General features: G+C 40.1%; 12 protein-coding genes and 4 tRNA genes. 10 read left to right on the forward strand and 6 right to left on the reverse strand.

The features are described from left to right. Positions 1-21 precede the first annotated feature (21 nt). From FTU02_RS13725 to FTU02_RS13740, 4 genes are all read left to right on the forward strand, one after another. Positions 22-858, forward strand: a complete 837-nt coding sequence (locus FTU02_RS13725; protein WP_180157620.1) for a hypothetical protein — start codon at positions 22-24, stop codon at positions 856-858. Then, positions 855-1,622 (forward strand): hypothetical protein, encoded by a 768-nt coding sequence (locus FTU02_RS13730; protein ID WP_180157622.1) that lies wholly within the window; start codon positions 855-857, stop codon positions 1,620-1,622. Before FTU02_RS13725 ends, FTU02_RS13730 begins: the two co-directional genes overlap by 4 nt. Positions 1,623-1,683: 61 nt before the next feature. Further along, complete coding sequence (locus FTU02_RS13735) at positions 1,684-1,836, forward strand: hypothetical protein (RefSeq protein ID WP_180094775.1); 153 nt, start codon at positions 1,684-1,686, stop codon at positions 1,834-1,836. Positions 1,837-1,964: 128 nt separating this feature from the next. Beyond that, positions 1,965-3,392, forward strand: coding sequence for an amino acid permease (locus tag FTU02_RS13740; protein WP_078192919.1), 1,428 nt, complete (start codon positions 1,965-1,967; stop codon positions 3,390-3,392). A gap of 156 nt (positions 3,393-3,548) precedes the next feature. Here FTU02_RS13740 and FTU02_RS13745 read toward each other — a convergent pair whose 3' ends face one another. Continuing rightward, positions 3,549-4,241: a hypothetical protein gene (locus FTU02_RS13745; protein ID WP_180089078.1), complete on the reverse strand. Its 693-nt coding sequence runs from the start codon at positions 4,239-4,241 to the stop codon at positions 3,549-3,551. A 106-nt stretch (positions 4,242-4,347) separates the two neighbouring features. Here FTU02_RS13745 and FTU02_RS13750 point away from each other — a divergent pair. The 6 genes from FTU02_RS13750 (at position 4,348) to FTU02_RS13775 (ending at position 7,422) form a co-directional block, all read left to right on the forward strand. Continuing rightward, positions 4,348-4,423, forward strand: a tRNA-Glu gene (locus tag FTU02_RS13750). Between the two features lie 123 nt (positions 4,424-4,546). After that, positions 4,547-5,965: an amino acid permease gene (locus FTU02_RS13755; RefSeq protein ID WP_180157624.1), complete on the forward strand. Its 1,419-nt coding sequence runs from the start codon at positions 4,547-4,549 to the stop codon at positions 5,963-5,965. A 109-nt stretch (positions 5,966-6,074) separates the two neighbouring features. Continuing rightward, a complete protein-coding gene (locus tag FTU02_RS13760) occupies positions 6,075-6,980 on the forward strand; it encodes an alpha/beta hydrolase (RefSeq protein ID WP_180157626.1) in 906 nt (301 codons plus the stop codon). A gap of 132 nt (positions 6,981-7,112) precedes the next feature. Next, a tRNA-Glu gene (locus FTU02_RS13765) sits at positions 7,113-7,188 on the forward strand. 24 nt (positions 7,189-7,212) lie between these two features. Next, a tRNA-Glu gene (locus tag FTU02_RS13770) sits at positions 7,213-7,288 on the forward strand. Positions 7,289-7,346: 58 nt separating this feature from the next. Continuing rightward, positions 7,347-7,422: transfer RNA gene (locus FTU02_RS13775), tRNA-Glu, on the forward strand. Positions 7,423-7,488: 66 nt separating this feature from the next. On the opposite strand, the gene FTU02_RS13780 is transcribed toward FTU02_RS13775, so the two are convergent. From FTU02_RS13780 to FTU02_RS13800, 5 genes are all read right to left on the reverse strand, one after another. Then, positions 7,489-8,133 (reverse strand): YiiX family permuted papain-like enzyme, encoded by a 645-nt coding sequence (locus FTU02_RS13780; protein ID WP_306670238.1) that lies wholly within the window; start codon positions 8,131-8,133, stop codon positions 7,489-7,491. Positions 8,134-8,176: 43 nt separating this feature from the next. Continuing rightward, positions 8,177-9,421 carry an NADH:flavin oxidoreductase/NADH oxidase family protein gene (locus FTU02_RS13785; protein WP_180157630.1) on the reverse strand — a complete coding sequence of 415 codons (1,245 nt, stop codon included), beginning with the start codon at positions 9,419-9,421 and terminating at the stop codon, positions 8,177-8,179. A gap of 112 nt (positions 9,422-9,533) precedes the next feature. Then, entirely contained in the window at positions 9,534-11,135 is a 1,602-nt protein-coding gene (locus tag FTU02_RS13790; RefSeq protein WP_180157661.1) for an ABC transporter ATP-binding protein, read from the reverse strand. After that, on the reverse strand, positions 11,110-12,123 hold the full coding sequence (locus FTU02_RS13795; RefSeq protein WP_180157632.1) for an ABC transporter permease: 1,014 nt from the start codon (positions 12,121-12,123) through the stop codon (positions 11,110-11,112). Before FTU02_RS13795 ends, FTU02_RS13790 begins: the two co-directional genes overlap by 26 nt. Continuing rightward, positions 12,123-13,190, reverse strand: a complete 1,068-nt coding sequence (locus FTU02_RS13800; protein WP_180157635.1) for a microcin C ABC transporter permease YejB — start codon at positions 13,188-13,190, stop codon at positions 12,123-12,125. The genes FTU02_RS13795 and FTU02_RS13800 overlap by 1 nt, the downstream gene beginning before the upstream one ends. Positions 13,191-13,199 lie beyond the last annotated feature (9 nt).

Below are 13,199 nucleotides of genomic sequence, written 5' to 3' on the forward strand. Positions count from 1 at the left end.
CATTTTCAAATAGAATAAAACATGAAAAAAATAATCTTACTCTTTGGCCTGTGCATAGTATGTCTCGGTATCTTCATCTACATTTTTAGACCCGAAGCCAGCCTACCGACAAATCCTTCAAATACTGTTGAGCACGATGCCAATCAGACAAATCAAACAGCATTGAATGATGACCAAGAATCTTTTATTCCCAAAACCAACGATCGTGACACTCAAATACAAGCGAAAAAACCCAAAAAATTGAGCGAAGAAGCAATACAGTATTACCGAACAGCAACCAAATACGGTTGGGAGTCAATCGTTCGTGATTTCGAAAATGGAACCATTCTAAAAAGTAAAATGCCTAATGGGGAAAAAGAAAAACTTTGCGAAATTGCATTGAGTCTAAGTACTGCCGATCAAACCAAACGCTTATTTAAAGCAAATTGCAAACCACTCAATGGCCGTTCATCCTCTATGATTATTAATGGCGCATTAACCAATGCAGAAGGCAAAATAGATCAAAACGAAATCATTGAAAAATTAAAATTCTACAAATCGGAAAATGTTTTACAAACTCACGTTACGTATAAATTTGGCCCGTATGAAGAAAAAAGCTCTTTGCAATCTAACGCAATTGGTTGGGGACTAAAAGACGTTTCTGATTATTTGCTGAGTATTGGTGTCGATTACACGGGCGTGGATGGTAATTTAATTTTAGACAATATCAAAGGCCGTAACCCTTCTGTGAGTTTGGTTCAAAAACTACTGAATGCAGGAATCGAGCCCAATAGTAACGTTTATAAACAAATAAAACAGAATGACTTTTCAACCAAATATCCTAACGTTTACAATTTATTAAAAGCACACAAACCATGAAAAACATCGTTATTACCAGCTGCCTGCTAATGAGTATGCATTGCTTTGCAAATGCTCCAGTGCCACAAAATCACGCTACCAATGCACCATCAGTGAAAAACATTCAAGACTTTAAAAAGATCAAAGGGATGACAAATGATGCATCTCGTTATTATAAATTTATAAACATATATGGTTGGTCAGCCATAGTGCAGGAATTTGAAAATAAAAATATTCAAAGCAGTAAAATGAAAAATAAAGAAATTAAAAAAATGTGTGACACAGCACATCTTATACTTCCACTTCAAGATATCAAGCGACTGATTGCTGCTGATTGCAAACCCAGCTCACACGATGTGACTTTTAACACCATCAATAGGATTTTAAAAAATGGCGATGGTTCTATTAATGAACAAGAAATTATGGCTAAATTAGAATTTTATAATGCATTAGGATTATTAAAAACACATCAAACATACGGCCGTGGCTATCGTGCAGAAACATATAATTTACTCTACAAAGCTGCCGGTTTTGGTTTGCCTGATGTTTTTGATCATCTCCAGAATATCGGACTCACAGTAAAATATACCGATGGTAACTTACTAAATACACATTTTGATGGTCGCTCCCCTCAACTCGCTTTAACCCAAAAAATTTTAAAACTGGGTGTCAAGCCAAATACCTCAACCATCACGATCATGCAACAACGGAACTTTAAACAACACTACTCTGACATTTACCAAGTCATCCTGTCTAATCTAGAACAGAATAATCGTAAACATTAATTACAGCCTGACTGGTTTTGTTTATACTTCAGCTTGATCTATTTTGATGTAAGAACACCCTATGTTTAAAAAGTTGCTCTTGGTTTTAGCCATCTTATTTCCATCTGCACTCTATCTGTATATTGTGAGCCGCGATGACAACGAAGCCCCTGTAGCTGAACAAACTCAAGTACCTGCAACTTCTGAAGCTGAGTATCAAACTCCTGACCATTAATCCAATGGTCAGTGCTAAAGATTTAAATTTTAGATCAGTATTATCACATTATAAGAAAAATTCGATTTATCAATCATTTCACTGCATTCAATCATAAAATATACCTTTCATTCAATTTTCTTTTCACTATGCAATCTCCCTCTGAACCTTCGCAACACTCGTCTGCTGAAGGTAAAAGTCCATCGCTTAAACGTGCGATGACGACTCGACACCTTGTGATGCTCTCACTTGGTGGTGCAATTGGTACTGGTTTGTTTATGGGTTCAGGTGAAGTTATTTCACAAGCTGGGCCTTTGGGCGCTGTACTTGCCTACATTATTGGCGGTCTAATCGCCTACATGGTTATGCTCTGTTTGGGTGAGCTTGCCGTACATTTACCTGTTTCTGGCTCTTTTGGTGCTTTTGCGACAAATTATATTGGCCCGGGTACCGGTTATATGGTGTCTTGGATGTACTGGTTGGGCTGGTCTGCCACCTTAGGTACAGAATTTACTGCGGCGGCTATTTTGATGCAGGAATGGTTTCCACAAACCTCTATTTGGTTATGGACACTGATCTTTGCTGCTGGTGTACTGATTTCTAATCTAAGTTCTACACGCGCATTCGCAGAGTCAGAATTTTGGTTATCCATGGTGAAAGTTGCAACAGTGTTGATTTTCATCATCCTTGGTTTTGCCTGCATCTTTGGTTTCGTGCCTTTCCAAGGCTATGAATCAGCTCCAATGTTCCACAATCTGACTGAACATGGTTGGCTGCCAAATGGTTTGTTCCCTCTGTTTGCCACGCTATTGATCGTGAACTTTGCCTTTAATGGTACGGAGATGATTGGTATCGCTGCAGGTGAAACTGAAAACCCTGAAAAGAATGTGCCTAAAGCCATTCATGCTGCGGTATGGCGCTTAATCATATTCTTTGTCGGCACTATTATCGTCATCAGTTCCCTGTTGACCTATACCGATGCAGGTTTAAATGTTGGTGGACATGGCGGCTTAAGTAGCAGTCCATTCGTTTCCGTATTTAACCTGATGGGCATTCCCTATGCAGAAGACTTGATTCGTTTCGTCATTATTACGGCCTTACTGTCTACAGCTAACTCTGGTTTATATGCTGCATCGCGTATGATGTGGGCACTGTCCGCACAAAAGCAATTGCCACGTGCTTTCGGCAAATTAAGCAAAACTGGTGTGCCTTATATTGCTGTATTGGTCACTATGATCGGTGGTTTACCGGGTCTATTATCAGAACAATTTGGCGCAGATGTCATCTTCAAAAACTTGATGGGGGTTGCTGCCTTCACCATGGTGATCGTGTGGATGAGTATTTGTTGGAGTCAATTTAACTTCCGTCGCCAATGGCTGAAACAAGGTCATAGCGTGTCAGAACTTAAATTCCGTACACCATGGTTCCCATTGGTTCCAATCCTTGGCTTTGTCTGCTGTACCGCAACAGGTTTAAGTATGGCTGCAGATCCTGAAATGCTTTCAGGCTTTATTGGCTGTCTGATCTTTATGGCAGCATGTTATGCAGGTTATTATTGGTTATATCACGATAAATAAAATAGTTAAGGTGGCTCATTAGCCACCTTTTTTTATGAAACTATTTCTCTTCCCTATGAGAGAAAAATTAGGGTTTCCATATAAAGTCAAAAATGATTTGTGGGAGCAGTTTAATCCACAAAAACCACTGTACAAATTATAATTTAGGGAAATAGTTCAACTGCTTTTCGTCAATGAGTTTTTATCCTCGCTCAACACCAAGATATAATCCCATACTTTCAACTCTAATGAGTCCTTTTCGGATTTTGCCCCCTTAGAAACATTAGCTAAAAGACACGCAGCTACTATTGCTAGAAATATTTGGATAGATACTCTCAAACTTGTATTAGATATTAATTCAACAAAAGTAAAGTTAAAAACTATTAATGAAAGTGGCAAAAGCACCCGACTTGAATTCATCTGTTTTTTAAATTCAGGAAAATCACGATTAATAACCAATAAATCTTGTTTGTCTTTACTCCACAACATTGGCTCAAAACATACATCCAATTTTTTTTCTAATTTTTCAAGTTCTACATCATCACTAGACAACTGATATCTTCGAACCTTTAAGATTAAATATAATTTAAAAAAGCTCTGGATATCTAAAAAATAATGAGAATCATCTAAAGATTTGAGGTGATTATACGTAATTCTACTTTCCCCATCTAAATCCCTAAATAAAAGTTCATCAATAATTCTTTCAAACTCTGATTTACTAATATACGAAGAAAAATTATTTGTATAAATTTCAAACCAATGCAAATAATTCAATAAAACTATATAGAATCTTTCATGGACTTTGCCCACATTAAATTGATTGATTTCAAATAAAATTCCAGAAATAAACTCATTAAAATTATTTTTCATTAAAAAAATTCTGTTTTTGTTTCATTTATATACATTTAGAATATAACAATGAAACTCTATTTTGACAAATATAGATGGGCTATGTACTATACACCCACCTCAAAACGTCCCTATCGTCTAGAGGCCTAGGACATCGCCCTTTCACGGCGGTAACCGGGGTTCGAATCCCCGTAGGGACGCCAATTCTTCTGTCAGCTTTGACAAACTTAAAGTTTATTTATCTATAATTTATATTAATTGATTGCATCATCATTGCATTCTTCTCTACAATTACTCGCTTCATTATTTGATTCTCCTTTTTCTCTATGCAGTCATCACATTCTCCGAATGATGCTTCGCATCAGGGCAATTCTGCGCCGTTAAAACGCGCTATGAGTACTCGACATCTGGTGATGATTTCGCTTGGCGGCGCAATCGGTACTGGTTTATTTCTTGGTTCGGGTGAAGTCATTGCACAAACGGGGCCTGTAGGTGCCATTATTTCGTATTTTTTAGGCGGTATTATCGCCTATATGGTGATGCTTTGCTTAGGCGAGCTCGCTGTACATATGCCTGAATCTGGTTCATTTGGCGCTTATGCTAAACGCTATATCGGACCGGGTACGGGTTATACCATCACTTGGCTGTATTGGCTGACATGGTCAGTAACGCTAGGAACTGAATTTACCGCTGCTGCACTTTTAATGCAGGAATGGTTCCCAGACAGCTCTATGTGGATGTGGACCTTAATCTTTGGTGCTTTTGTATTCTGCTTGAATATGATTTCAACCAAATGGTTTGCTGAATCTGAATTTTGGCTAGCCTTAGTCAAAGTGATTACCGTTGTAGCCTTTATTATTTTGGGTCTATTGGCCATTTTTGGTGTTTTAGGCTATCAAGGCTATGAAGCTTCACCGCTGTTTAGCAACCTCACTGCACAAGGCTGGTTCCCTGAAGGTTTGTTCCCAATCTTCGCTACAATGTTGATTGTTAACTTTGCATTCTCAGGTACTGAACTGATTGGTGTTGCTGCGGGTGAAACCAAAGATCCAGCTAAAAATGTACCTAAAGCCATTAACACGGCGATTTTCCGCTTGTTGATTTTCTTTGTAGGTACCATTGTTGTTATTACTGCATTATTGCCACACCAAGAAGCCGGCTTATCTGCCGAAGGTGTAAGTAGTTCACCTTTCGTAACGGTATTCCAGCACATTGGTATTCCTTATGCAGAAGACATCATCCGCTTTGTGATTATCACAGCCCTACTTTCTGCTGCAAACTCAGGTTTATTTGCTGCATCTCGAATGATGTGGTCATTGTCCTATAGTAAGCAATTACCTGCAGTGTTCTCTAAAGTGAACTCGCGCGGTATTCCTTATGTTGCAGTAATTGTGACCATGATCGGTGGTATGCCGGGCTTACTTTCTGAGCAATTTGCACCAGAAACCATCTTCAAAAACTTGTTAGGTGTTGCGGCATTTACCATGGTGGTGGTGTGGATGAGTATTTGTTTAAGCCAATTCAACTTCCGCCGTCAGTGGTATAAAGAAGGCAAAACTGCAAAAGATTTAGCTTTTGCTGCACCACTCTTCCCAATCGTGCCGATACTCGGTTTTGTATTCTGTCTGATTACCTGTATTAGTATGGTATTTGACCCAGAAATGTTGACTGGCTTTATCTGCTGTATGATCTTCATTGTGGCGTGTTATATCAGCTACTACACCTTGTATCACAACAAAGATTGATCTGTGTTGTCATGCCAAACACGATAAAAGAGTAACTTCGGTTGCTCTTTTTTTATGGCTATATTTTAATAAAAGTAGAATAAAAACTGATCCGTCGATGAGGTGCAATATGCAGATCATCTTTATCCATGGCATGAATCAACAGCAACAAACAGCACGTTCGCTCGAACAGCATTGGCTTGCACTGTTGTCTCAAGGCTTAAAGCAAAGCCATCAAGAGACTTTTTTATCATATATACAGCACCATATGCGCATGCCTTTTTATGGAGATTTACTCACGCGTTATCATTTGCAGAATATGCTTCAAGCCAGCACCTTGACGCCTCAAACGTGGCCACATTTTCCGTTTATCCATCGTACTGAACTCCCAGAAAAATCACCAAAAGTACTTGAGCATCATGCCGTACAAAACAATCTACCTGACATCACCCTCAATGATGCTATTGGATTGAGCCAGTCATTCAAATCGATCACCGCACTCGGCAAAGATCTTGCCCTACGCGATTTTGCAGTTTTAATGAATTATTTCCCAAAATTACATGCCACACTTTTGCATAAATTTTTGGTCGAAACTTATCTCTATTTATCCAATCCACACTTTATTCAGGCAGTTCACACTCGTCTGCATGAGCAATTACATCAAACGAAACCCACCCTGTTGATTGCACATTCATTAGGTAGCGTGATTGCGTATCATTTTTTACTGTTACATCCTGAACTCAACATACAGCGCTTTATCACCTTGGGCTCACCTTTGGCTTTTCGTGTCATCCAAGCCCACTTACCTCAGCCTTTACAGCGACCTGATGCAATTTCAGGCGATTGGTTAAACTTTTATTCACATGATGATTTTCTCAGCGCTTTTCCGCTGAGTCAGGCATCATTTGATTTTCAACCCGCCATTATTAACCAGCAAATTCAGACATCGATTGAACACCCACACGATATTGCTGGATATTTAACGCATCCAGAAGTTATTGCTACAATCTTACAAGTGTTGAAAAAATCGACATAAATAATGTATTTTTCAAACATTTTTAGCAAATTGTTTTAATTTTATGCACTCAACAACAAAAACTGAATTTATTTATAGAAAAGCGTTTGACACCCCCCAATTTTCACCCTAATATACGCCCACCTCTGAAACGTCCCTATCGTCTAGAGGCCTAGGACATCGCCCTTTCACGGCGGTAACCGGGGTTCGAATCCCCGTAGGGACGCCAATTTTCAGAAGTACATTTTATTAAGTCCCTATCGTCTAGAGGCCTAGGACATCGCCCTTTCACGGCGGTAACCGGGGTTCGAATCCCCGTAGGGACGCCATTATTTAGTCTAAAAACTTAGACTAGAATAAACGGTTTTAAAATTTGCTTTCTGTACTGTCCCTATCGTCTAGAGGCCTAGGACATCGCCCTTTCACGGCGGTAACCGGGGTTCGAATCCCCGTAGGGACGCCATATTCGAGATGGTTTCAACCACTCATTAAAAAGCTCAAGCATTGCGACTTGGGCTTTTTTATTGCCTTAATTTCTAAATATTTCTTTTAAAAGTTTTGAATCATAAATGGCCTTAGGGGCAATCACCTGCTCATTTAGCGGAATATTTTGACCATAGCGCTGCCGCATTAGACGCTGCACTTCATTTTGTTTTAAATCAAATTGTTTAAGTTGTTGTAACGGCGAAAGTTCGATTCCTAAAGCATGCTGATAAGCTTTCCAAACAATTTCAGAACAGTAAATTGCACGGTCATCCCATTCAAAATAAATATCATAGGGTTTGCCCAAGTACTTTTCTGCATTTTGTACTAGCTTCGTTTTCTGCGGCACATTTAAGGGTTGTTTGAGCCTTTTCACCACATAGTGAGCATTCTCCCCACGCGCGATCCATTGATTTAAAGCGGTATATTGCACAGGTTGAATAGCTTCAAGCACCCAAGTTTGGTTATTTTTATTTACGATCATGCCCATGTGACTATAAGGCGAATGTGTCGCCTTTTGAATGCTTAAACTTTGTTGTGACTTTGAGATATGAAAAATAATATCTCCCGTCTGAAATGTAGACTGGGCATAGAGAGCAGAACTGAGCCCCGAAAGAATGACTATTAATATTAAAATTTTAGACATTTTTATTGTAAGCAATATTGATATGAATAAAGGCAACCATAACATGAATATATGTCGATTGCCCTGATTCTAAAAATTCAATGATTGATTAAGCTGACTTACGTGAATTGACTTGCCCTTTAATGACCGCAGTTAAATTGCCTTTGAGATATTTAAAAAACACTTTTAAGGGTGAAAGATTAGGATTTGGCTGTTTTCCTTCACCAATCGATTTAAACTGAGCGGCGTACCAAATAATTTCCATAATCGCCATTTTATCAATCATCGGTATGCCAGTTTTAATTTTGTCCACACCGTAACGAACATCCTGCCCCGCCAATAAACGATCAGCCAAATCGACTTCTACAGCGAAAGGACGTGCAATACCAATAAAATCACAAGCTCCACTGTCTAGTGCAGCATTCATGCCTTGCACGGTTCTAAACCCACCGGTAACCATTAATGCGCATTTCACTTCTTTACGGATATTGTCCGCAAAATCGAGGAAATAAGCTTCACGAGCAATGGTACTGGCTTTACGTTTTTCTTCTTTAGCACCCGCCATCGCTGGCGCTTCATAGGAACCGCCCGAGATTTCAATCATATCAATCCCTGCGGAATCGATTGCCTTAAAGACCTCAATCACATCCGTTTCGCTAATTCCGCCGCGTTGGAAATCAGCAGAGTTGAGTTTGACCGAAATGATAAAATCATCTGTCGTCGCTGCACGAACTGCCTTGTAGATTTCAAGCAAAAAGCGCATGCGATTTTCATTTGAGCCGCCCCACTGATCTTGACGTTTATTGGTCAATGGCGACAAAAACTGACTAATTAAATAACCATGCGCACCATGCAATTGCACGCCTTCAAAGCCTGCCTTTTCACAAATGTGTGCGGCACGTGCAAAACGCTGAATGATATCCAAAATTTCATCTTCACGAAGTTCGCGCGGTGTTCCAAACGTTGTGGCTAGCATCGGACTAAATGGCACAGCAGACGGTGCAACCGTTTCTTTATTTAAACCTTTTGGACATTGACGGCCCGGATGTGAAAGTTGAACCAATTGCACCATGCCGTGCTTTTTGCCTAACTCAGCCCACTGTGTTAACTGCGCCAAATCTCGCTCTGTTTCAGCGACAACAACCCCCGGCTCATTTTTAGCACGAAAATCCACCATGACATTACCCGTAATGGCACAGCCTAAGCCACCCTTCGCCCAAGCTTCATATAATCCAAAATGTAAGTGATTTGGCTGGCCTGCGGTATTGGCCAATGCTTCACTCATTGCACCTTTAATGATGCGATTTTTAAATGTGGTATTACGAATTTTAAAGCTTTCAGCTAAATGGCTCATGGCAATATCCAAAATGAAATAATAAGTCCTGAGTATTTACTCTAAGTATTATTTTCTAAAGGTCAAGGATATTTTGACAATGACACTTGTCAAAATATCCATAAGTTTGATTTTAGTATTGGCTGGCTTCAATTAATTTACGGGTATACTCCGTTTGTGGTCGCGCAAATAAATCTGCGGTGTCTTGAAATTCCATGACTTTGGCATGTCGTAGTACCAAAACTTTTTGACAGAGGGCTTTGACCACGTGTAAATCGTGACTGATAAATATATAACTCATATTAAATTCTTGCTGCAAACGCCTTAGTAGCTTCACGATAGCTTTTTGTGTCGTCCGATCAAGTGCCGATGTAGGTTCATCGAGTATCAGCAATTTAGGGCGTAAAACCAATGCACGTGCCAAGGCAACTCGCTGTCGTTGCCCACCGGACAACTCATGCGGATAACGCTGCTTAAACGAACTGGCTAATTCGACTTTCTGCAATGCTTCATCTATACGCTGTGCAATTTCATTTGCAGATAAATGCTGTAAGGCCAGACCTTCCCCAATGGTTTGCTCTACATTGAGCCGTGGATTTAAACTACTGAATGGATCTTGAAAGACGATTTGAAATTCACGACGTAAAGGTCTGAGCTGTTTTTCTGAAAGTTGATTGATGGCGTGTTGATTTAACATAATTTCACCATCACTTTCTATGAGCCGAGCAATAGCCAGTGCTAAAGAGCTTTTCCCTGAACCACTCTCACCAACAATACCGATCGACTCACCTTCAGCCACTGTTAAATCCAAAGCTTCTACAGCAACGACATAATTTTTGATGCGGTTCAATAAGCCTTGTTTGACTGGGAATTTCACTCCTAACTGGCGTAATTCTAAAAGTTTTTGAGTTTGCGAAACCTGTATTGCTTTACCAAAATCATGGTCTAATAAATTTTGGGTATACGCCTGCTTCGGTTGCTCAAAAATTTCCTGAACATTACCTTGCTCCACCACTTGACCACGATTCATCACAATCACATGTTCGGCATAGCGCTTGACCAAATTCAGGTCATGGCTAATTAATATCATCGCCATATTACGCTGCTGTTGTAGCGACTTTAATAAATTTAAGATTTGCGCTTGTAAGGTGACATCTAAAGCCGTAGTTGGCTCATCAGCGATTAAAATATCAGGATCTAAGGCCAATGCCATGGCAATCATGACACGTTGTCGCTGCCCGCCTGATAACTCATGTGGATAGCGTCTTAATTTATCTTCAGCATCTGGAATACCCACATCATTTAATAATTCTATAACCCGCTGTCGAGTTTTTGCCTTCGACCATCCCTGTAACAACAGTGACTCACCAACAATCTTTTCCACCCGATGTAAGGGATTTAAGGCCGTCATCGGCTCTTGAAAAATCATGGCAATTTTCTGCCCACGAATGTTTCGATGCTGCTCAGGACTCAGTCCAAGTATTGCTTGTCCGTTAAGGCTGACGCTCCCTGTGACCTGCAGATCACTTGGCAACAAACCGAGTATAGCTAGGCTGCTAATCGATTTACCAGAACCGCTTTCACCAACAATGGCTATCGTTTCACCTGCATGCAAATTAAATTTCAGGTCTTCAACCAAGACCTGTGCTGCATGGGAAATATGTAAATGTTCCACTTCTAACACGATGGGAGGTACATTAACTTGATGATTATTGACGTCTAGGATCGAATGCATCACGTGTCGCCTCCCCAATGTAAATCAGTAAAGACAGCACAATCGCTAAGGTAAAAAACCCCGATAAAGCAAGCCATGGTGCATTCAGATTGTTTTTCCCTTGAAGCAATAACTCACCTAATGACGCGGCATCAGGCGGTAAGCCATACCCTAAGAAATCTAAGGCTGTCAGTGCTGTAATATTTGCCGTAAGCATGAAAGGTAGCTGTGAAAGACTGGAACTCATCGCATTTGGTAAGATATGCCGAAAAATAATGGTGCTATCTGTAACACCAAGACTCCGTGCTGCACGTACATAGTCAAAATTACGCGCCCGTAAAAACTCTGCACGAACCAAGCCAACTAAGGTGGGCCAACCAAACAACAGCATAATGACAAAGAGCCAATACACACTCGGCGTAAACATGCTGACCAAAATCATCACCATGAATAGCATCGGGAGTCCACCCCAGACTTCCAAAATTCGTTGACCAATGAGGTCTACCCAGCCACCATAATAGCCCTGTATCGCCCCAACGATGATGCCCAATATGGCTGAAGCGAAGGTTAATGCAAAGCCAAACAGGAGCGACACACGTAGTCCATATAAAATACGCGCCAGCACATCACGTCCTTGGTCATCGGTACCGAGCCAATTTTGTGCAGTCGGTGCAGATGGCACAGGCACAGCCAACTCTAAATTCGGTGTTTGATAGGAAAATTGAATCAGTGGCCATACAGCCCAACCTTTATCTTCAATCAGTTGCTGCACCACAGGATCTTTATAATCTGCCTCAGTTTCAAATACCCCACCGAAAGCGGTTTCTGGATAACTTTTTAGTACCGGCACATATAAAGAATCATCGTATTTAACCAAGAGCGGTTTATCATTGGCAATAAACTCAACAGCTAGGGACAACATAAAAATCAAGGCAAAGCTGATAAAGCATGTAAAGCCTAATTTATTTTCTTTAAAACGTTGAAAACGTGCTTGCATGATCGGAGACATTATTTTGCCCCCTGCGAATCAAAATTAATTCGTGGATCAATCATTTGATACATGACATCACTGATTAATCTTAATATCAGCCCCATCAAGGTAAAAATAAACAAGGTGCCAAAAATGACTGGATAATCACGCTGTACGATGGCTTCAAACCCCAACAATCCCAGACCATCTAAATTGAAAATAATTTCAATAAATAGATTTCCCACAAAGAAGATCCCAATCAATGCTTCTGGTAGACCCGCAATGACTATGAGCATTGCATTACGAAATACATGCCCATACAGCACACGTGATTCGGTCAAACCTTTAGAACGAGCAGCAAGAACATATTGCTTATTTAATTCTTCCATAAAAGAGTATTTGGTCAGATAAGTTAAGCCAGCAAAACCACCAATTACCATAGCAAACAAAGGCAACACCATATGCCAAAAATAATCTGCTATTCTGCCAAATACACTTAACTCAGCAAAATTCTCTGAAACTAAACCTTGTTGAGGAAACCACTGAAAATATGAACCACCTGCAAAAAAGACAATGAGTAAAATGGCAAAGGCAAAAGCAGGAATGGCGTAGCCGATAGCCAATAAAATAGACGTACTTTTATCAAATAACAGACCATGTTGACGGGCTTTTTTAATGCCTAATGGAATAGACACCATATAGATCAGCAAGGTACTCCATAAGCCAAGGGATAAGGATACAGGCAGCTTTTCCCAAAGCAGCTGAGTCACAGGCTTATCTTTAAAGAAACTTGTACCAAAATCTAGCGTTACATAGCCCTTTAACATGAGCCAAAAACGTTCGAATAATGGTTTATCGAAACCATATTGCGCTTCGATTTTTGCCACCATTTCTTCACTGAGGCCTTTAGCACCTTGGTATTTACTGCCTGTCGTCGCAGTTTCACCACCACCTGTGTTTCCCATACCTTGAAAGGACTCAGCTTGCTGAATTGCTTGCTCAACTGGCCCACCCGGAGCAAGCTGAATTACCACAAAGTTAATCAATAAAATGAAAAACAACGTCGGAATAATCAGGAGCAAACGCTTTAATATATATGTGCCCATGTTGCTTTC

This window comes from Acinetobacter sp. YH12045, from assembly GCF_013419925.1.
In the GTDB taxonomy this organism is placed as follows: domain Bacteria; phylum Pseudomonadota; class Gammaproteobacteria; order Pseudomonadales; family Moraxellaceae; genus Acinetobacter; species Acinetobacter amyesii.

What these genes read in the sequence shown, in the direction of transcription:
- FTU02_RS13795 (WP_180157632.1), bottom strand. Translation starts at nt 12,123, where the DNA reads ATGTCTCCGATCATGCAAGCACGTTTTCAACGTTTTAAAGAAAATAAA.
- FTU02_RS13760 (WP_180157626.1), top strand. Translation starts at nt 6,075, where the DNA reads ATGCAGATCATCTTTATCCATGGCATGAATCAACAGCAACAAACAGCA.
- FTU02_RS13740 (WP_078192919.1), top strand. Translation starts at nt 1,965, where the DNA reads ATGCAATCTCCCTCTGAACCTTCGCAACACTCGTCTGCTGAAGGTAAA.
- FTU02_RS13730 (WP_180157622.1), top strand. Translation starts at nt 855, where the DNA reads ATGAAAAACATCGTTATTACCAGCTGCCTGCTAATGAGTATGCATTGC.
- FTU02_RS13725 (WP_180157620.1), top strand. Translation starts at nt 22, where the DNA reads ATGAAAAAAATAATCTTACTCTTTGGCCTGTGCATAGTATGTCTCGGT.
- FTU02_RS13735 (WP_180094775.1), top strand. Translation starts at nt 1,684, where the DNA reads ATGTTTAAAAAGTTGCTCTTGGTTTTAGCCATCTTATTTCCATCTGCA.
- FTU02_RS13800 (WP_180157635.1), bottom strand. Translation starts at nt 13,190, where the DNA reads ATGGGCACATATATATTAAAGCGTTTGCTCCTGATTATTCCGACGTTG.
- FTU02_RS13755 (WP_180157624.1), top strand. Translation starts at nt 4,547, where the DNA reads ATGCAGTCATCACATTCTCCGAATGATGCTTCGCATCAGGGCAATTCT.
- FTU02_RS13790 (WP_180157661.1), bottom strand. Translation starts at nt 11,135, where the DNA reads ATGCATTCGATCCTAGACGTCAATAATCATCAAGTTAATGTACCTCCC.
- FTU02_RS13785 (WP_180157630.1), bottom strand. Translation starts at nt 9,421, where the DNA reads ATGAGCCATTTAGCTGAAAGCTTTAAAATTCGTAATACCACATTTAAA.
- FTU02_RS13780 (WP_306670238.1), bottom strand. Translation starts at nt 8,133, where the DNA reads ATGTTATGGTTGCCTTTATTCATATCAATATTGCTTACAATAAAAATG.
- FTU02_RS13745 (WP_180089078.1), bottom strand. Translation starts at nt 4,241, where the DNA reads ATGAAAAATAATTTTAATGAGTTTATTTCTGGAATTTTATTTGAAATC.